Genomic DNA, 17,767 nt, shown 5'->3' on the forward strand with positions numbered 1-17,767 from the left:
AATAAGAATCAGGAGAATGTTATGAGGAAAATGACAGCTAAAATTATTATGGTAGGTCTTATCGTCTTGTCCGCTTCCGCAGCTTTTGCCCATTCACCGCTTTGCAGCTGCTTTGATAATGGTGACGGCACAGTGCTTTGTGAAGGTGGTTTTTCAGACGGATCTTCAGCTTCTGGAGTTCGGATATTTGTTAAGAGTGAATCAGAAGAAGTTCTTAGCAAAGGGACAATGAATGAGAGTAGTGAGTTTGAGTTTAAGAAGCCTGAAGGGGCATACACAGTAACTTTTGATGGAGGTGAAGGACATTCTATTGTAATCGATGGTTCTGATATTGTAGAATAAATTGTAAAATAGTTTTTGTTTTAGTTAAGTGATGTATGTGAATTAGATCTTATTTATAGGTTTTTACAACTCTCTTTGATAAAGAGAGTCAAAGTCATAATCAGGAGTGATAGATGAAGTTTAAGGTAGTATTTTTAAATCTGTTGGCAATTGTTGCATTTGCTATCCCTGCGTTCGCACATTTTCAGATGGTATACACCCCTGAAATTGCAGTAAATAAGGGTGATCAGACTCAGCTCAAATTGGTCTTTACTCATCCGTTTGAGGCCGGACATACCATGGATATGGGAGTTCCTGAAGAATTCTATATGCTGCATCAGAAAGGGGAAGAAGGAAAAACTAAAAAAGTTGACCTCAAATCCTATCTCAAACCAATCACATGGAAGAGTTTGACTAATTCCGGAAAGGCTTATGAAGCAAATCTGCCAAAGAAAATTGTCCGTTCCATGGGTGACTATACTTTAGTGCTGGTTCCTGCTCCTTATTTTGAGTCAGAAGAAGATGTTTACATTCAGCAGATTACCAAGACTTACATGAATGTCGGTGGAATGCCCGGTAACTGGTCTGTTCCAGCCGGACTTAAGACTGAGTGGATTCCTCTCGTAAAGCCTTATGCTATGTGGACAGGTATGACCTTTAAAGCTCAGCTTCTGTCAAGCGGAAAGCCTGTGCCGAATGCCGATGTTGAAGTTGAATACATGAATCATGCTCCTGAAATGAAGAAAAACGGATTTGCTAAAAAAGCAAACTCCGAAGCTCCACAGGACGCTTTTGTGACAATGGGTATTAAAACAGATGCTCAGGGTTACATTGAATTTGCAGTTCCTAAAGCTGGCTGGTGGGGATTTTGTGCCCTTGGTTCCGGTCCAGACAAAGAGTTTAAAGGTAAAGAACTCTCTCAGGATGCTGTAATTTGGTTAAAAGCTGTTGATATGAAATAGTATGGTATAAAAGTTTGTAAATTCATGCGCCCGAAAAGGATAATTCCTTTTCGGGCGTATGTTTGTCAGGGCGCGAAGCTCTTTAATTTATGTCTTTATTTTATAGAAGGATTGTCAAATGATTCAAAATAACAATCAAATTATAGCTCTTACTGACGATCATACACTTTATAATGATTCAGAACAGATTTCCGGTTTAAATATTGAACACTATTCATGCGTGAACAGTTTTTTTAGTGCAATGCTTAAGAATAACTATTCCGGAATTATTCTGAATATGCATAAAGTAATGAAAACTCCTTGTAGCGAAAGAAATAAGATTTTATCTTTATCGGCGGATCTTCCCACTATGCGCTCTATAGAGAGAGGGAAGTCTCCAATTTTCATAGATGATTCGGATCTTTTTAAATGCAGTTGCCAGAAGCATAGTTGTTTACTCTCCCGACCATCCTGCCCTATTACTGTAAGTATTCCTGTAAAAATAGGCTCCGACAATGATCCGGCAATGGCAAAACCAGTTGCCGGAATTATCCATGATATATGTGAAAGAGGATGTACTTTTCATACCGATGAAGATCTTACAAATTATGATTTTCTTTATTTAAAGATCGAATCTCTTGCAAATAGACTTCCTATATATTCAGGTGTTTGCAAGTCTATCTCAGGCGGAAGTTGTTTATGTGGATATAATGTCAGATTTTTAGATATTAAAGAGGATCAGCTTTTGGAATTGCAAGATATATATACTAATACGAATCCCACAATAGAGAGATCTTGAAACATTAAAGAGTGTGACGAGATATTTATCATAACTGCTGAATAAGCAGGGTTAAAACGATTAACAAATAAAAAGGTTAGCTAAATTAATAGCTAACCTTTTTTATTTTAGTCCTTGAAATTTCATCTGGTAATTATTTATCTATAAATTAAACGGGGCGATAATCCGTTCCAAAACACCTTGTACTTTTGAAATGGCAACACCGTAGTTTGTTATTGGTACGTTTCTGCGTTTACATTCGTTAATTCGTCTCAGCATTTCCGTGCGGTTGAGCATGCATGCCCCACAGTGAATAACAAGCTTATATCTTTCAAGATCTGTCGGGAAATCATGTCCTGAGTAAGTCTCGAAGTTAATGCTTTTATCAGTGTACTGACGAATCCAGTTCGGGATTTTTACCCGTCCGATGTCGTCCTCTACCGGGTGATGAGAGCACGCCTCACCTATAAGAACAATATCTCCGTCTTCCAGAGTATCAATGGCATCTGCGCCTTTGATGAGGCTTGGTAAGTCGCCTTTGTAGCGGGCAAATAAAGTTGAAAAGGTGGTTAACGGGATTTTGTCGGGAACATCATTTGCAACGCTGAGAACGACTTGTGAGTCCGTAATAACCAGCGCAGGCTGATGGTTTAAATTTTGTAAAGCTTTCTCAATTTCATGTTCTTTAATAGTCACCGCGACGGCGTTATAGTCCAGAATCTCACGTAACACTTGAACTTGTGGAAGAATAAGACGTCCTTTCGGAGCAGATAGATCAATCGGAACCACGCAGACAACCCAATCTCCTTCATTGAAAAGATCACCCGCAAGAACAGGATCACGTTTCATTTCATCAGGAGCCAAGTCAATGATGGCATTTTTAATTTCTTGAATGTTGAAGCTATTTGTCGCGGAAACTTCTAAAAATGGAAAATTATTTTCATGGCAATAGCTGATATCTTTCGCGGAAGGGGGTCTAAGGTCGTTTTTGTTGAAAATCGTAATGAACGGAATTTTCAGGTCACAGATCTCACTTATAATATTTTTTTCATAATCCGTGATTCCTTCTTCTCCGATTACAACAATTGCGACATCAGACCGCCAGAGAACTTTCTGTGTAGCTTTGATCCTGAGTTCACCCAGTTCTCCTGAGTCATCAAGACCTGCTGTGTCGTAGAAGGTTACCGGACCTAGTGGCAGCAGTTCATAATGTTTGGCAACGGCATCTGTTGTTGTTCCCGGTTGATCCGAAACAATAGATATATCCTGATCCACAATTGCGTTTATCAGAGAAGATTTCCCGGCATTGCGCCTTCCAGCCAGAGTTATAACAAGCCTGACTCCGCGTGGTGCTTTATTGGACATTTTTATTCCTTTTAGAAAAGCCTTTTGATGATGAAGGTATGAGGTTTAAATATCTGATTGTGCTTTCAGCTTGTGATAGCGAATCGGAAACATCGATTGCCACTGAATTTTTACCCGGATAAATATTGTAATCCGCGCGATGTGCGGAAGGTGTGACAGAAGGCATTATTACATTACATCCTCTGCTGAGTCCTATTTCTCTACCTTTCGCGTCAAAAGAATCTAGAGCTGATGTGGCTGGAATATTGGATTCAGGATTTAAAATGCGGAGCAGGGCAGTCACACGGTAAGACAGCAATAAGTCTCCGGGAGCAGCATCGGCAAAAGGGGTATCCGGATGAGGAACAAAAGGTCCGGCTGCTATCATGTCCAGCTTAAGATCTGTCAGAAAAAGGATGTCTTTCAAAAGAGATTCAACGTTTGAATCAGGCAATCCTACAATGATGCCGGACCCTATTTCGTATCCCATACCGTGTAATGATTTTATTCTGTTAAGCCTTTCATTAAATTCTTCGCCGCTTCTGATTTTTTTGTATAATTTAGGATTTGAAGTTTCGATTTTAATCAGGCATCGGTCAGCCCCGCACTCAAACCAATAACCGTATTCATCAAGGTCGCGGTCTCCGATTGACAGAGTCACAGCCACATCATGGCGATTTTTAATATCTTTAACCAGTTCGCCAATTTGATCTTTTGAATAGCAGAAATCATCGCCAGACTGTAAAACAATTGTTCGCGCTCCGTTTAGCGCTGCTGTTTCAGATGCTTCCATAATTGTAGGCAGATCAAGTCGATAACGATTGATTTTTGAGTTAGGAGCTCTGAGTCCGCAATAAAAACATTTTTTGTTGCAAACATTCGAAAATTCTACAATTGCGCGAAGGTATACTTCATTTTTAAATACTTTTTCCCTTACCTGATCGGCAAGTGTGAAAAGTTCATCATCATTCTGACCCTTAAGATAGTTTAGAATTTTTAGCTCGCTGAGTGCATACATATAACTATGATCCTGATAAATTCATTGATCGGGCGCATTCATTTATTAAACGGAATGCGGCAATTTCTTTCTTTGTTGAAGAGGATGGAGGCCGGCCGGATTTTGTCCATTCGATTAGTTTTTCCACATCAGCTTCAACCATTCCCCAGAAACCTTCAGGCGCATGCGGTTCTGCGTGGGCATATTGACCGAAACAGATTGTATTATCCACGACAATGACAGGTGTACACGGCAGGTTGCGGGCCGGATGTATCCGTAGTTTCTCCGGGTATTTTTTTTTAAGATCAGTAAGAAAGGTATGTGAAACTTTAATTTCTTCTTCCGTTGCCTGGCGTGAAATGCCGAATCTTAGAGCGCCGAGAAAAGATTCTTTCCAACTGAAATCAAGTTCCGGTTCTATGGCAATAATATCAAGTCGCTGGAATTCCGGTTTATTCAGAGCTGTATCCAGCCCTGCCTGATGCCGTTCAGATTTTGCAAAGGGGCCGTAAACCGCTCCATTAAGAATTATCCTGCGGGAGGCTGAATAAAAAAGGTCAGGAATATTCAACCCGTCAGTTCCTGCAAAAATTTTCATTTTTATTTAATCCTGCTGAGTTCATCAGGCATGAAGCCGTGATTAGAAGGTTGAGCGTGGACATCTTATGAGCCGCACGCTCACCTTCTATAAGTTCATATTGGTTGAAGTTCCGGTTTCGCTTTTACAGGTAAAGATCTCTTTCGCCTGCTGCCATGCGAGTGACTCTGTCAGTCAGCAAATTTCTCCGCTCAGGGTCGGCATAGCTTGCAAGTTCCTTACGGATAAGTTCCTCACCGATTTTTTTTGTTTCTTCGGAGGCATAATCTTCCAGGTATTCTTTGAAAGTAAGCAGCCCGTTAGGCAGGCAGAATTTTTGAATAAAACCTGTTTTCGCAAGCTCCATAAAATGTTCCCCGGTGCGTCCGAGACGATAACAGGCCGTACACCATGAAGGAACATAGTTCTGATCACCACTGATAAGGCTGCGGATAACTTCGTCAAGACTGCGACTGTCGCCAACGCAGAATTGCTGAACATCAGGGCGGTCATATTGAGGATCGCTGTAAGCTCCTGGGTAGGTCCTGGAACCGGCTGATATTTGTGAAACACCTACTTCGAGTAGTTCTTTGCGAAATTCGGCATTTTCACGGGTGGTCAGGATAAGCCCGGTATACGGAACAGCAAGGCGAAGTACGGCTACGATTTTTTTAAAATTATGGTTGGAAGACAGATAAGGAGGGTTATAAGCCAGATCTGAACCCTGAGCCGGTTCAAGTCTGGGGAATGAAATAGTGTGCGGTCCGACTCCGCAGTCTTTTTCAAGCTGTTTAGCGTGATAAAGAAGTCCCATGACTTCAAAGATAGGATCAAATAAGCCAAACAGTGCGCCCATTCCTACGTCATCTATGCCTGCTTCCTGCGCGCGATGCATGGCATAAAGTCTCCATAGATAATCTGTTTTTTTGCCGGCTATATGTACTTTTTTGTATGTTTCCTGATGGTATGATTCTTGGAAACATTGATAGGTACCAATGCCGACATCATGGAGCGCTTTAAACCCTTTAACATCCAGAGGAGCGCAGTTTATATTTACCCTGCGAATTTCTCCGCTTATATCTGATGTTACAGAATAAACATCGCGTACGGTTTGAGCTATCCATTCTGCATTATATTTTGGATGTTCTCCGTAAACTAGCAGAAGCCGTTTGTGCCCAATTTTTTCCAGAACTTCTACTTCTTTGTGAATTTCTTCAGGGCTTAGTGTTCTGCGTTCAAGGTCTGTATTTTTTGCATTGAATCCGCAATAAGCACACTGATTGACACATTCGTTAGAAATATACAGCGGGGCAAAAAGAACCAGACGGTTACCATAGATTCCTTTTTTGACTTCCATGGCTGTCTCAAAAATTTCATTATCCAGATCTTTATCTGTATTTTTAAGCAGCACTGCCGCTTCAAATGGCGTAAGGCCTTTTCTTTCTTTTGCTTTGGCAAGAATATCCCGAACCTGAGCAGGGGCGGGGTTGGTTGCTTTTTCCATTTCAGACCAAATAAGTTCTTCATCAATAAAAGATTTCAGATCGTTTCCTGAAGTATTATTATTTTTCATGACTCTGTCCTAATTTTAAACAAGTAGTGATTTAACTTTAACACCCTCAAGCATACCGAGCTTTCCCGTCAAAGAGCCAACTTCATCGGTGGTCGCTTCTATAATGATACCGATAACGTTTACATCTTTTTCACGGAAAGGAAGCCCCATACGGCCGACAATTATATTACCATGCTCACTGAGAGTCTGATTTACTTTCGGTGCAGCTTTAAATCTGTTTTTAACGGTTATTCCAATGATTCCTAGCCGTTTATTCATGCAGTTTCTCCGGTCTACCAATGACTCGCAGGTAGAGAAATATTTCAGATAGTAATCTGCAATGATTTATGAAGGCGGGTGTTCTGGGCGGTAAACCGGCTTGAAACCGGCAGAGTCCAGAAGACTCGACCCCGGGATCAGGAAAAACCCTTTCCGCAGGCAGACTCTTCGACTGAAAATTTATTAAATACAACTCAGTGCAGTGTTCATACAAACTATTACAAGCAAGCGCCGACCCTTGGAGCAGATTCTTCCTAGCCGCAGGCAAACGCTGTTTTTTTATAAATTAGAAATTAAACTTATACCCTTTTCCTTTGAGGGCGCTTAGTTTTGCACTGCGATCTATATAATGAGTATGAAGCAACTCATGCGATTTATGTCCACAAGGACCATCATGCAGAAATCCATTTTTTTTGTTATAGATTTTTGCAATCATAGGATTGTTCTGAGATTTTCTATATTTGTAGATTTTAGAGTTTGCATCTGCTGCGTAAACAGATTTTTGCCTTAAGCCTACAAAACTCATAACCGAGGCTATAGCTTCGGTCGCAATGTTCATGCTGAGCACTGCGTAACCGGTCATTACACCACAAGCTTTTAAAAAACTGCGTCTTTTCATTTTCATATCTCAGTTCTCCTTATGCCTTGATTTTGCGGACTCTGAACCGCTTATTAATCTGAGCAACAGTACTTCTGAACAATGAAGCCTGAATTTCTGGGTCAAGAGGTTGACCTCCTCCATTCACGCAGCCACCAGGGCAAGTCATGATTTCAATGAAGTGATAAGGAGATTTTCCGGCTCTTACTTCATCACACAACTTTGCAGCATTTTTCAGTCCGCTTGCTACTGCTACTTTAACAACTCCGAAGTTAGGAACTTTGATATCAGCCGTATTGATACCCTCGTGAGTCCGTACAACTTTAATTTCCGGGTTCTTCAGCTTTTCACCAGACAGTTCTTCGTAGGCCAGTCTAAGCGCGGCTTCCATAACTCCGCCGCTATTGCCGAAAATAGTAGCAGCACCTGTTGATTCTCCCAAAACTGGATCAGGATCTTCATCAGGCAGATTGTTGAAGTCGATACCGGCAGCTTTAATCATATATGCCAGTTCCCTGGTGTTGATTGTAGCATCAATATCACTGAAGCCGCTGTCAGTTAATTCAGGACGAATGCCTTCGTATTTTTTGGCAATACAAGGCATAATTGATACAGTATAAATCTTTTTAGGACTGGTGCCGGTTTCTTTAGCTCCGTATGTTTTGCATAGAGGCCCAAGCATACCGATTGGAGATTTACAGCTTGAAAGATTGGGCATCAGGTCTGGATAATAAGTTTCAGCAAACTTTATCCATCCCGGGCAGCAGGAAGTGAACTGCGGCAGAGGACGAGCATCTTTCTGTCCCTGTTCCTTCACTCGGTGGATAAGCTCAGTGCCTTCTTCCATGATGGTAAGGTCGGCAGCAAATTCAGTATCCCAAATGTAGTTGAAGCCGAGTTTTCTGAGAGCCGCGTGCATTTTTCCGCCGACATATGTGCCGGTAGCTGCTCCGAAACATTCCCCTAGGCCATAGCGTACAGAAGGGGCGGGCATTGAAACAACAACAGTATCGGGATCTTTGAGCTTTTCGAAAAGCTCATCAACAAAAGAAACGCCTTCACTAATTGCCCCATAAGGACAATTGGTCAAGCACTGTCCACAGTTCATGCAGGCAACAGGATCAACTATCCGATGAATTCCATCGTCGTTGATAGACTGAATTGCTCCTGTGGCACAGACTTCATCACAAGCGCCACAGCCTTGACATTTGTCCTCATCAACCATCACAAAAGTAATTCTGTCCGGGTCAGCTCCTTTCGGCGGAGCGTAATTCCGATACATGACACCTTCGATAAGCCTCATACTTCCCTCCACATCCGAGTGAATTGCAGATAGATCAGCCGGAGCCACAGCCGGTCCTGATTTGGGCGTACATCCTGACATAGGATATCCTCCTTAGTTAAACTAATGTACAGTTTGTCTGAACTACGGGATACATAGTGCAAAATAGTAACACAAATCAACAATTATTATAAAATAGTTGTATCAAAAAGTGTGTGCTAAAAAAGAACACGCTTTGTTTTGATAAGTGTAGGTTTAATTTTATTAGATTGTGTATAGGGGTATTCTTAAATAAAAGCAGTATATTATGTTGTTTTTGGTGAGGTTGCGAAAAAAAAGAGATCTTGGAAAAAGTTGTAGGCATTGATTGCTGAATAGATATAATGCTATATAAATTGGTATAGAATTATATTTTTACGAGGAGAAGGGGATGATCAACATATGGAAGCAGGAATATTTATTAGATCTAGATACTATCGATGAGCAGCACAAAATGTTTTTTGAAATGACAGGGCGGATTGTCCAGCTTGCAGAGACTGTGAGTGAGGCTCATTCAGTTGAAAAAATTATTCAGGCTATCGGAGTCCTGCGGACATACGCTTTTTTGCATTTTAAAACAGAAGAAGAATTACTGCTTAAGTATGTTTTTCCTGGGTATTTACAGCATATTTCTTTTCATAATTTATATCTTGAAAATATGATTAATTTTGAAAAAGAGTTCAAGGTTTTGTTTAAAAAGAAAAAAGACGGCGAAGATACAAACTTAGCTATGGCCGAATATTTAACTCACATGGCAGATTATGTAGCCAACTGGTGGGTAGAGCATATTGTGAAGCAAGATTCAGTTTATGCAAAATTTATTCTGGAGCAACGTAAAAAGAAGAGGGCGAGTGTTTAAGCTCTTCCCAGTGTCCATTCTCTTTCCGGTAATGGTAAGATTTTTTAAGTGGGCCTTACTGCAAAGGTTCTACAGCTTTTTAATCTTAGCAAGTTGGACAGTATTTTTGACATATATCCATCAGTTGAAGATGCTTTAAAGAATTAGTTCTTTTATGGAGTTTATTAAAAAAAGAAGCCCCAGAACAAAATATATGTTCTGGGCTTCTTTTTTAATCTAATATTCTTAATTTGTAGTATTTATTATCACTACCAAGGAATCAGGTGGGCATTCATAAGTCCTCCGATCACTAAGTAAACTCCAAGTGTCACTCCTCCTAATCCAACCAGATAAGAAAGGGTTGTAAGTATGGGATTTGAATCTTTTATGATAAGATCATCCAACTGCCCACTGGCTTCAAGATTTTCAAGCCATTCAGATCGTTCTATTTGAACTGTTTCATAGTCGGCATCTCCGCCCCACATTGCTTGATCCATGGGGAAACTGTGCTTACGCAGGACAACAACTCCAAAATGAATAAGGAATATGTAACCCATAGCCAGAATTGCTTCCAGTCTGTGCATCCAAAGTGCAATGTTGAGTTCTGAACCGTCTATATATCTGGCTGTTTCAATCGGATCGAACAATAAAAGACCAGTTCGTCCAAGTAGAACCATTCCCCAGAATACGGCCCAATAATCAAATTTTTCCCAGTATGCCCATCTACCGAATCTTGGTAACTTACCGCCCATCATCCAGCGCAGATGTCCAAAGAACTCCTTGAAGTCCCGCAGATGCGGAATAAGGGAATCCTGTCTTTCTACTTTTCCGGCAAGTACCAGAAACAGCGCATAGATTACGTGACAGATAAACAGCAGCAGCATTGCAACGCCGACTACCTTGTGTATCTCCAGACAATTTACGTAGCCGCCGAAGGGTGCTCCGAGAGCTTTCCCGAACAAAGTAGTGGAGTACATTCTGGCCATGCCGGTTACAGCCTGAGTCATGAATGTCACTATAAGAAGCAAGTGGAAGGTTTTCTGAATCGGAGTGAATCGTCTAATCCTCATCATCCACCTCCTTTTTAGGCTTCTTGGTGAACATATCTCGTATCACCCATATTCCGGTGTGTGACAGGAAGAATCCTAGAGTGATCAGCACCAATAACAACATTGCCCATGACGAGTAGTAAAACTTCGGAAAGTCCGAAAGAGTCGCCTTGGCAAAGGGGTTAGGCTCATGCACCAGATATCTGGCGAATGATGCACCGGCACCGATATGACACTTGGCACACACATAGGCATGTCTGCGGATCGGGTTCAGTTGCGAATAATAATAATTTATTCCTGAAATAGGTTCCCCTCCATGACATTGTCTGCAGGTGATATCCGCTTTGGTCACATGGCGATTATTTTTGGATTCCTCTACGTGACAATCGGCACAGCGTTTGTATCTGTAGTCTGGTATTCCGGCATGTGCATCAATTTTAAAACTGACGTTTCCCGGTCGATTGATATCCACGTTTCCTTGGGAATATCCAATGATATCCTCAGGTATTTTGTTCCATTGAATGAATGGAGAACCTCGGCCCGGCCTGACTTCATATTCATCATTGTAATAGCCCGTGCTGGATTCTCTGTCTTGGTAACGGTATGAACCTGACGTGACTTCCTCCTGCGCCCATGAAGGCGCAGCGAGGAGAAGTCCCGTAAGGAGCAGGGCGTATAATATCAGTTTACGTTGCATGACCACCCCCTATTTGTAGGCGTTCATGGGCTCCACGACTTTGCCTTGAGGCTTAGGCACTGAAGACAGAATCTTGAAACGTTTTTGCAACTCGGCAAGATTTTCATCTTTGTGGCGATGGCAATTCTGACATGAGTTAGGAATTGCCGGATTTTCAAGAGTACCGGAAGGTAGCAGTGTCTTGAAAACATGACTGTGAATGTCTCTTGATTCCGCACTCTTGGCAATTCTCGGCATATGGCAGCCGATGCAGTTTGCGAATGAGTGAATTGAATGTGCCATGTTCTGGTTTGCCTGTTTATGACAGGTTAGACAGGATGAAGAACCCTGACCCTTGGTCTGGAAACGGGTCGTAGGCATTCCTAGTTGATGAACAAAATGACATGAGGTGCAGGTTACGCCTTCTCTGCGATGTTCAGATTTAAGCCAGTCAATGTATTGCTGGTGATGTCCTTTAGAGAATTCATTAGGATACATATGTTTTTTGTCACCTGCGGCGAAGGATGTTGAGGTGTAATATGTTTCGAGTGCCTTGCCGGGGGTGTAACCTACGGGCCAGCCGGCTCCCTTCGCCATCGTGGATGATCCTCTGTTATGACAGCTTCCGCAAATTTGTACGGCTACTCCGCGAGGCAGTTTTGCAGGGTTCACGATGGTTTCGCGCTTTTCAAATACTGCGGTTTTTGGCAAAGCCACATGCCATGAACCGGCTCCATGACAGGATTCACAGCCAACGCCCGGTTCTGTGAAGGTGCTTTTGGACATATCGTCCATATCCAGCTTTGTTCCGGTTGTGTGGCATCCACCGCATTTGAGCAACCATGGGCGCTTGTCCCAATCTGCTTCATGGTAGTTTACCCATCGACCGGTTTCGGTATTAAACTGGATGGGTGAAATATATAAAATTCCGTCTTTCTTAACAATATAACGTTGTTTCCACTCGTTACCGAGTGTGTATAAGATATCGTTTTTTGTAGGGAAATAAATCTGATCTACAGGAGCTTTTAATTTACCCGCATCAGCGAGTTTCTGAAAATCGGCCTTAATGCCTTTATCATTAATATCAACGATAAAGGCATCTACATTGCTCTTAGCATTTTGAGCCATGCGGCTGTGGTTAGTTGCTTTCCATGAGTCATAATGCTCAAGATGACAGGTTTTACAGGTTTCTGATCCAACGAAGGTTTTGGGTTCTGATGTTATTTTGGCTACATCCACCACGGGCTCATTGGTTGTACATCCCCCAAAGGTCATTAATGTCACAACTACAATTAACAGTTTATAGAGTCTCTTCATTTGCCCTGCTCCTGTTACGGTTCATAATAATAGCACCTTATAAGCTCTATACCATACCTTTTGTGGTTTTGGTTTTTTTTTGATTTAAAATATGAGCGCGCGAGGTGGGGCAATTTTTCATGAAAAGGTCTGTTAACTCGGGGATATTTGACAGAAGTAGACAGCTTGTTGTTGTAAATAGTATTATTTGGTATTGTTCGAAGTGGTATGAATTCTGTTTTAAATCCACTTGACTCTCTGAAATGGATTGGTAAATAACAGGGCAGTACTCAATTTGTTAATATGAAATAGTCTTTTAATGATATGGAGGATATATCTTATGCCGTCTTTTGATGTTGTCAGTGAAGTTGATTTGCAGGAAGTGGATAATGCCGTAAATAATGTGATTAAAGAAATTGATACTAGGTATGATTTTCGCGGGGTTTCAACAGAACTTTCTTTTAATAAAAAAGATAAAGTTATCAATCTGCTAACCGGCGATGATATGAAAGTTAAAGCTGTCAGAGACATGCTGATTACTCATTTCACAAGACGTAAAGTCGATTCCAGAGTAATTGAGTACGGTGAAGTTGAGCCTACTTCGAAAGGGCAGCTCAAACAGGCAATTAAGCTCAAAGAAGGAATTGATAAAGATACTGCTAAAAAGATCGTAAAGATGATTAAAGCCAGTAAGATAAAAGTTCAGGCAGCCATTCAGGATGAACAGGTCCGGGTAACCGGAAAGAAGTTAGATGATCTTCAGGCTGTTATGAGTCTTGTTAGAGAATGTGATCTGGATATGCCTTTTCAGTTTGTAAATATGAAAAGCTAGTTTTTTTAAGATAATAAATTAATAAATCGCCTGAGAGATGCTTTTATGAGCATTTTCAGGCGGTTTTTTGTTTGTTCTTATTTTTTGTTTTGCTCTGCATTGTGCATTTCATAGCTGGTGACGGTTTCCATTATTTCCCGGCAGGTTTGTTCGCCTTGCCGTCTGACTATTTCCGGAGATGCGTTGATGTTAATGAGTCTGTCCAGTTCAACTTTTTCAGGATAATCGTCTAAACATTCTTCGGCAACAGTCACTTTATCCGGTGTAAATTCCGTGGTATCCTGTGTTCTACAGCCTATTGATCTACTTAGGTGGTTAAGTGCAGCTATAACCAGTTCTCTTTCGCCGGCTTCATCAAGCAATGTAAAAAGCAAGTGCAACCGATCAACTGGATTTCGTTGATGATCTTCATTAATTGGAGTTGAGCAATAGCGATTTATCTGGGTTTGTCCTCTGGAAAATATTTTTTGCAGACGGGTTGCCCCTAAAGATTCTCTTGCACATTGCATAATTTCCCATGTTTCAGTCGCTGTGTTTTGTTTTTTATTTTTCATAAATGGCAGCCTTTTGAAATATTTTTATAATGCGTGGGATGAATTGTAATTTGTTTACCCTCGCTTTTTTACATCTGATCGATCATTATTCAAAATATAAAATGTTTCGGAGAGCTTTAATAACCATAAAAATTTGTGATTTTCAATCAGAACATTCATGCTTGAGTGGTTTAAGTGGTTATAACAGCTATTAATTTCAAATATTTTTATGTATGGAGATGTGTTTCTGAGTAAATTTGAAATATAAAAGGCAACTTATTATTTTTTTTTGTTATAATGAACATGCCTTTTTATATGATTTGGTTGCTTAGACTGTGCCGTTTAATGTAAGATTGGGCCTTGATCGGTTTGTTTGATGAGAATGTGATCCGGTTGTAAAATACGTTATTTGGTTGGAGCTGATGATATTGGTTGATGTGCTAGTCAGAACGTTCTGTAGAAAAATAAAAATAGGAGAAAAAAATGAGGAAAACAATTCTGCTTCTTATAGCGATGATCAGTTTTTTTGTTGTGCCGTCACTGGCGTTGGCAACAGACTTGCCGAGAGTCATGATTGTTGGTGAGGATATTGATAATGATACTATTCCTCGTGATTCCCGGGTTTTCAAACGGGTTTTGAATTCTATTTCTAATGAATTGGTAAATCGCGGTTTTGATGTCCGTGATGAAACGGCTTTGACTCATCAGACTCATGTGCAGGGACGTATCAGACGTAATGATGCTGAACTGATTCAGATAGCGAAGGATGCAGGAATTGATGTCCTTGTAATTTTCAGTATTTATCCCAATGTAAAATCGAATGCTAACAGTGTCAGGGTTACAGCCCGCGTTGAAGGGCGCTTACTTTCCGTTTGGGACGGCGCAAGAATGGGTAACTTTGAATCCGAGCCGCAACAGTACCAACTGGTACCTAGACCTTACAGCAGAAATGATGTGCTTGAAGCTGTCGGTAAACTTTCGAAAATTATCGGTGCTGATGTGGGCGCAGTCCTTGGTGACAGACTTGAGCAGTATCATCCGGAAGGTGGTTCTTCAGACGGCGGATCAGCTGGCGGTGTAAGTTCTGCAGGACGTCTTATGGAGTGGACTCTTATTTTTGACGGTTTCACTGATACCGATATGCTTGATGTCGAAGATTATATTACCATCTACACAGGGTATGACAGTCACAGGCCTAAGAGTAATGCTCTGAATACTTCATCTCACCATGAATATTGGTATAAATCTTCAATTGATTCCGCACATTTGAAGCGCAATATGGTTCGTATGCTTAAGAAGATGAACATGAAAGGCCGCGTATATATCTCAGGAAATGAACTGAAGATTGTTAAGCAGCACAGCGTCAGGCAGCGCACAAAGAAGAGTAACGACGGCTGGTAATCCGGCTGTAAAGTATTAAAGAGGTCTGTTTATGTCCTTCTTGAAGTTATGCTCACAAATGATAGCGCTGACCCTTGTGGTTTTGCTTACGGCCTCTGTTGCTATGGCAGTGCAGGCAACCGGAGAAGGTATTGATCGCCATCAGGCGCTCAACTCCGCGCTTCGGACCGCTGTTGAGATGGAGATCGGAACAGCCATTGCGTCGGATACTCTCGTTGAGTCCGGTGTCCTTGTCCGTGACGAGATAGTCAGTCATTCCAGAGGTTATGTGACTTCGTTTGCAGTTATCAGCGAAGGCGCCACCGCACAAGATGGTTACACTATTACTATTGATGCAGATGTTAACCGGGAATTACTTTTTGATGATTACCGAACTATCAGTATTCTCCAAAAAATGTCCGGTCATCCCCGGCTGCTTATATTCGGATCGGGTAGCGGGTTTAATTCCGTTCCTGCTGAATCGATGAAAAAACTGATTCATTCAGTTGCACAGGTTTTCGGCCAGAAGTTTCAGTTTGAGGTAATCGACTGGCCTGTTGCCCGTGCAAAGTTCAGCAGTATTGAGGGGTCCATGAGTGTTAAAAAGGCTCTCAAGTATAATAATCTGCTTAAGGCAGACTATGTTGTTACTGTTGACCTTGATTTGCCTCCGAATAAAAAACCAACCATGCTGATGTCATGTGTTCGTATATCAGATCAACTTAAGATCGGTGAAGTCCGCAAAACTATCGCGACAGAAGTTGATTTGTCCGGCAAACCTGCTGTGCGTTACGAAAATGCCGTGGATGCTGCGCGTCCGGAAGTCTACTGGGCATCAGTTTCCATTGCTAAAAAAATGCTTGAGTATATGGAAACCGAACTGGATCGCGGTGAAGGTTTTCGTTACGCAGTGACTTTTATCGGGTTTCCGGATGTTTCTGTTATAGGAACAGCCGTGGAAGATATGCCCGGTTTTGTCCGTAAGCATGTGAAGCGCCAGAGTACTAAAAACATGGAAATGGTTTACTGGTCGACACTTCCCTCTGACACCTTGATGAACAGGTTGGAGAGAACGTTGAGAGACATCGGTGTCGAAAAGTTTAAAAGTAAAAGAGATGGAAGAAATCTTAAATTCCTTTGGGTGAATCCTGAAGGATTTTAATCGTAATTCTTTCCTCGTTTGTTTAAGTGTTTGTAAACCATGATTGTTGCTGAATTAGTCAGCCAGCAAGGAGGAACACCAAGATGAGAAAATATGCGATATTTTTGGCGAGCCTGCTTTTAATTCTCTCCCTTGCGGGATGTGGAAAAAAAGTAACTCCGCAGCATATAGAAGACAATCCGGCCCATCATTATTTAATGGGCATGGAACTTATTGATCAGGGACAGCCGGATAAAGCTTTTGCCCGTTTTGAAAGGGCCGTGGTTCTGGATGAAGAATATGCACCTGCTATTGCCGGTAAAGCGCTTGTTTATGCTATACGTGCCGAGGCTGAAAGTGACGACGGATATAAATCTGCTGATTCAGAAAGGGCTATCGATCAATTAGATAAAGCTGTTTCGGAAGCAGGAGATAAGGATACTAAATTCAGAGTCTATGTAACAGGGATCAGAGTTTACACTCATCTTGCAAGCAGAGGCTGGCTGAGCAGAGCGGAAGATCTTCATCATGACGCTAAAGCTATGGCGGAAGATGTTCAGGAAGATAATCTCATTTATTATAGAAACACCGAAGCTGTTGATTATTTTATGGGTGTAGCCTTCTTTAAAGGCGGAGAATTCCGTAAGTCCGAAGATGCTCTCGGAGTTGTTCTGGCTGCGGCTCCCGGTAAGTGGCATGAAAAAGCCCGTGAACTTTCACGTCGCGTACAGAAAATTGTGCTTGCTATGCGCAATTACACGTTGACCGATGTGGCAAAGAAGATAGCCGTAAAGGAAACTGTGGACAGGGCTGATGTCGCCGCTCTTTTAGTGGATGAACTTCATCTGGACAGACTTTTCGCAGGGCGTATTCCTGTACAGCAGGCTAACGGAATGAAGGCTGAATTTGTGCCTGCTGACGTTGTGAATCACATGTTTGAACCTGAAATTATGACTGTTCTCAAGTGGAAGGTCAGAGGGCTTGAACCTGCGTATGACCAGAAAAGTCAGGCATTTTTATTCTATCCGAACAAGGCTATGACTCGTAAGGAGTTGGCATTTGTATTGGAAGATGTTTTGATCAAATTGACTGGTGATGAATCCATGTCTTCGCAGCATTTAGGGCAGAGCAAGTCTCTTTATCCTGATGTTTCTCCCACTGGTGCTTGGTACAATGCGATCGTCACCGTGGTTAACAGAAATTTGATGGAGACTGAGCTTTCCGGTGAATTCCGTCCGGATGCCAATATGGATGGGGCAGATCTCATTCTCTCCCTGATGCGTCTTCGCAACGTTATGAATATTTATTAGAGTG

Annotated in this window: 19 protein-coding genes; 8 read left to right on the top strand and 11 right to left on the bottom strand. The window is 41.6% G+C overall.

Annotated elements, in window-relative coordinates; genetic code table 11:
- Positions 1-21: 21 nt before the first annotated feature.
- The 3 genes from JEY82_RS16420 (at position 22) to JEY82_RS16430 (ending at position 2,061) form a co-directional block, all read left to right on the top strand.
- Entirely contained in the window at positions 22-342 is a 321-nt protein-coding gene (locus JEY82_RS16420; RefSeq protein ID WP_304087606.1) for a hypothetical protein, read from the top strand.
- Positions 343-455: 113 nt separating this feature from the next.
- Positions 456-1,283, top strand: coding sequence for a DUF4198 domain-containing protein (locus tag JEY82_RS16425; RefSeq protein WP_304087608.1), 828 nt, complete (start codon positions 456-458; stop codon positions 1,281-1,283).
- 118 nt (positions 1,284-1,401) lie between these two features.
- Positions 1,402-2,061, top strand: a complete 660-nt coding sequence (locus JEY82_RS16430; RefSeq protein ID WP_304087610.1) for a hypothetical protein — start codon at positions 1,402-1,404, stop codon at positions 2,059-2,061.
- 141 nt (positions 2,062-2,202) lie between these two features.
- Here the strand turns inward: JEY82_RS16430 and hydF are convergent, their stop codons facing one another.
- The 7 genes from hydF to JEY82_RS16465 all read right to left on the bottom strand — a co-directional run bounded on the left by hydF (position 2,203) and on the right by JEY82_RS16465 (position 8,690).
- Positions 2,203-3,405 carry a [FeFe] hydrogenase H-cluster maturation GTPase HydF gene (hydF, locus tag JEY82_RS16435; protein WP_304087612.1) on the bottom strand — a complete coding sequence of 401 codons (1,203 nt, stop codon included), beginning with the start codon at positions 3,403-3,405 and terminating at the stop codon, positions 2,203-2,205.
- Positions 3,395-4,402 (bottom strand): [FeFe] hydrogenase H-cluster radical SAM maturase HydE, encoded by a 1,008-nt coding sequence (gene hydE, locus JEY82_RS16440; RefSeq protein WP_304087613.1) that lies wholly within the window; start codon positions 4,400-4,402, stop codon positions 3,395-3,397. Before hydE ends, hydF begins: the two co-directional genes overlap by 11 nt.
- Before the next feature lie 4 nt (positions 4,403-4,406).
- The gene (locus JEY82_RS16445) at positions 4,407-4,979 is read right to left on the bottom strand and encodes a hypothetical protein (protein WP_304087615.1); all 573 of its coding nucleotides are present in this window, start codon (positions 4,977-4,979) and stop codon (positions 4,407-4,409) included.
- Positions 4,980-5,103: 124 nt separating this feature from the next.
- Positions 5,104-6,531 carry a [FeFe] hydrogenase H-cluster radical SAM maturase HydG gene (hydG, locus tag JEY82_RS16450; RefSeq protein WP_304087617.1) on the bottom strand — a complete coding sequence of 476 codons (1,428 nt, stop codon included), beginning with the start codon at positions 6,529-6,531 and terminating at the stop codon, positions 5,104-5,106.
- 15 nt (positions 6,532-6,546) lie between these two features.
- Positions 6,547-6,789, bottom strand: coding sequence for a TM1266 family iron-only hydrogenase system putative regulator (locus JEY82_RS16455; RefSeq protein WP_304087619.1), 243 nt, complete (start codon positions 6,787-6,789; stop codon positions 6,547-6,549).
- 286 nt (positions 6,790-7,075) lie between these two features.
- Positions 7,076-7,414 carry an iron hydrogenase small subunit gene (locus JEY82_RS16460; RefSeq protein WP_304087621.1) on the bottom strand — a complete coding sequence of 113 codons (339 nt, stop codon included), beginning with the start codon at positions 7,412-7,414 and terminating at the stop codon, positions 7,076-7,078.
- Positions 7,415-7,427: 13 nt separating this feature from the next.
- Positions 7,428-8,690 (bottom strand): [FeFe] hydrogenase, group A, encoded by a 1,263-nt coding sequence (locus JEY82_RS16465; RefSeq protein WP_304087715.1) that lies wholly within the window; start codon positions 8,688-8,690, stop codon positions 7,428-7,430.
- Positions 8,691-9,099: 409 nt separating this feature from the next.
- Here JEY82_RS16465 and JEY82_RS16470 point away from each other — a divergent pair, with 409 nt between their 5' ends.
- A complete protein-coding gene (locus JEY82_RS16470; RefSeq protein ID WP_304087623.1) occupies positions 9,100-9,567 on the top strand; it encodes a bacteriohemerythrin in 468 nt (155 codons plus the stop codon).
- Positions 9,568-9,815: 248 nt separating this feature from the next.
- Here the strand turns inward: JEY82_RS16470 and JEY82_RS16475 are convergent, their stop codons facing one another.
- From JEY82_RS16475 to JEY82_RS16485, 3 genes are read right to left on the bottom strand one after another with little or no spacing between them, the layout of a single operon-like run.
- Entirely contained in the window at positions 9,816-10,616 is an 801-nt protein-coding gene (locus JEY82_RS16475) for a formate dehydrogenase subunit gamma (protein ID WP_304087625.1), read from the bottom strand.
- Positions 10,606-11,292 carry a hypothetical protein gene (locus tag JEY82_RS16480; protein WP_304087627.1) on the bottom strand — a complete coding sequence of 229 codons (687 nt, stop codon included), beginning with the start codon at positions 11,290-11,292 and terminating at the stop codon, positions 10,606-10,608. Before JEY82_RS16480 ends, JEY82_RS16475 begins: the two co-directional genes overlap by 11 nt.
- Positions 11,293-11,301: 9 nt before the next feature.
- Entirely contained in the window at positions 11,302-12,588 is a 1,287-nt protein-coding gene (locus JEY82_RS16485; RefSeq protein WP_304087629.1) for a multiheme c-type cytochrome, read from the bottom strand.
- A 319-nt stretch (positions 12,589-12,907) separates the two neighbouring features.
- Between JEY82_RS16485 and JEY82_RS16490 the strand changes: the two genes are divergently transcribed.
- The gene (locus JEY82_RS16490) at positions 12,908-13,399 is read left to right on the top strand and encodes a YajQ family cyclic di-GMP-binding protein (protein WP_304087631.1); all 492 of its coding nucleotides are present in this window, start codon (positions 12,908-12,910) and stop codon (positions 13,397-13,399) included.
- Between the two features lie 77 nt (positions 13,400-13,476).
- On the opposite strand, the gene JEY82_RS16495 is transcribed toward JEY82_RS16490, so the two are convergent.
- The gene (locus JEY82_RS16495) at positions 13,477-13,953 is read right to left on the bottom strand and encodes a hypothetical protein (protein ID WP_304087632.1); all 477 of its coding nucleotides are present in this window, start codon (positions 13,951-13,953) and stop codon (positions 13,477-13,479) included.
- A 462-nt stretch (positions 13,954-14,415) separates the two neighbouring features.
- Between JEY82_RS16495 and JEY82_RS16500 the strand changes: the two genes are divergently transcribed.
- From JEY82_RS16500 to JEY82_RS16510, 3 genes are all read left to right on the top strand, one after another.
- Positions 14,416-15,333 carry a hypothetical protein gene (locus JEY82_RS16500; protein WP_304087634.1) on the top strand — a complete coding sequence of 306 codons (918 nt, stop codon included), beginning with the start codon at positions 14,416-14,418 and terminating at the stop codon, positions 15,331-15,333.
- A 31-nt stretch (positions 15,334-15,364) separates the two neighbouring features.
- Entirely contained in the window at positions 15,365-16,474 is a 1,110-nt protein-coding gene (locus JEY82_RS16505) for a hypothetical protein (protein WP_304087635.1), read from the top strand.
- An 83-nt stretch (positions 16,475-16,557) separates the two neighbouring features.
- Positions 16,558-17,763 carry an S-layer homology domain-containing protein gene (locus JEY82_RS16510; RefSeq protein WP_304087637.1) on the top strand — a complete coding sequence of 402 codons (1,206 nt, stop codon included), beginning with the start codon at positions 16,558-16,560 and terminating at the stop codon, positions 17,761-17,763.
- Positions 17,764-17,767 lie beyond the last annotated feature (4 nt).

This window comes from Maridesulfovibrio ferrireducens, assembly GCF_016342405.1.
Lineage (GTDB): Bacteria > Desulfobacterota > Desulfovibrionia > Desulfovibrionales > Desulfovibrionaceae > Maridesulfovibrio > Maridesulfovibrio ferrireducens_A.

What these genes read in the sequence shown, in the direction of transcription:
- JEY82_RS16460 (WP_304087621.1), bottom strand. Translation starts at nt 7,414, where the DNA reads ATGAAAATGAAAAGACGCAGTTTTTTAAAAGCTTGTGGTGTAATGACC.
- hydF (WP_304087612.1), bottom strand. Translation starts at nt 3,405, where the DNA reads ATGTCCAATAAAGCACCACGCGGAGTCAGGCTTGTTATAACTCTGGCT.
- JEY82_RS16485 (WP_304087629.1), bottom strand. Translation starts at nt 12,588, where the DNA reads ATGAAGAGACTCTATAAACTGTTAATTGTAGTTGTGACATTAATGACC.
- JEY82_RS16420 (WP_304087606.1), top strand. Translation starts at nt 22, where the DNA reads ATGAGGAAAATGACAGCTAAAATTATTATGGTAGGTCTTATCGTCTTG.
- JEY82_RS16500 (WP_304087634.1), top strand. Translation starts at nt 14,416, where the DNA reads ATGAGGAAAACAATTCTGCTTCTTATAGCGATGATCAGTTTTTTTGTT.
- JEY82_RS16430 (WP_304087610.1), top strand. Translation starts at nt 1,402, where the DNA reads ATGATTCAAAATAACAATCAAATTATAGCTCTTACTGACGATCATACA.
- JEY82_RS16480 (WP_304087627.1), bottom strand. Translation starts at nt 11,292, where the DNA reads ATGCAACGTAAACTGATATTATACGCCCTGCTCCTTACGGGACTTCTC.
- JEY82_RS16470 (WP_304087623.1), top strand. Translation starts at nt 9,100, where the DNA reads ATGATCAACATATGGAAGCAGGAATATTTATTAGATCTAGATACTATC.
- JEY82_RS16425 (WP_304087608.1), top strand. Translation starts at nt 456, where the DNA reads ATGAAGTTTAAGGTAGTATTTTTAAATCTGTTGGCAATTGTTGCATTT.
- JEY82_RS16490 (WP_304087631.1), top strand. Translation starts at nt 12,908, where the DNA reads ATGCCGTCTTTTGATGTTGTCAGTGAAGTTGATTTGCAGGAAGTGGAT.
- JEY82_RS16455 (WP_304087619.1), bottom strand. Translation starts at nt 6,789, where the DNA reads ATGAATAAACGGCTAGGAATCATTGGAATAACCGTTAAAAACAGATTT.
- JEY82_RS16475 (WP_304087625.1), bottom strand. Translation starts at nt 10,616, where the DNA reads ATGAGGATTAGACGATTCACTCCGATTCAGAAAACCTTCCACTTGCTT.
- JEY82_RS16510 (WP_304087637.1), top strand. Translation starts at nt 16,558, where the DNA reads ATGAGAAAATATGCGATATTTTTGGCGAGCCTGCTTTTAATTCTCTCC.
- hydE (WP_304087613.1), bottom strand. Translation starts at nt 4,402, where the DNA reads ATGTATGCACTCAGCGAGCTAAAAATTCTAAACTATCTTAAGGGTCAG.
- JEY82_RS16495 (WP_304087632.1), bottom strand. Translation starts at nt 13,953, where the DNA reads ATGAAAAATAAAAAACAAAACACAGCGACTGAAACATGGGAAATTATG.
- JEY82_RS16445 (WP_304087615.1), bottom strand. Translation starts at nt 4,979, where the DNA reads ATGAAAATTTTTGCAGGAACTGACGGGTTGAATATTCCTGACCTTTTT.
- JEY82_RS16505 (WP_304087635.1), top strand. Translation starts at nt 15,365, where the DNA reads ATGTCCTTCTTGAAGTTATGCTCACAAATGATAGCGCTGACCCTTGTG.
- hydG (WP_304087617.1), bottom strand. Translation starts at nt 6,531, where the DNA reads ATGAAAAATAATAATACTTCAGGAAACGATCTGAAATCTTTTATTGAT.
- JEY82_RS16465 (WP_304087715.1), bottom strand. Translation starts at nt 8,690, where the DNA reads ATGAGGCTTATCGAAGGTGTCATGTATCGGAATTACGCTCCGCCGAAA.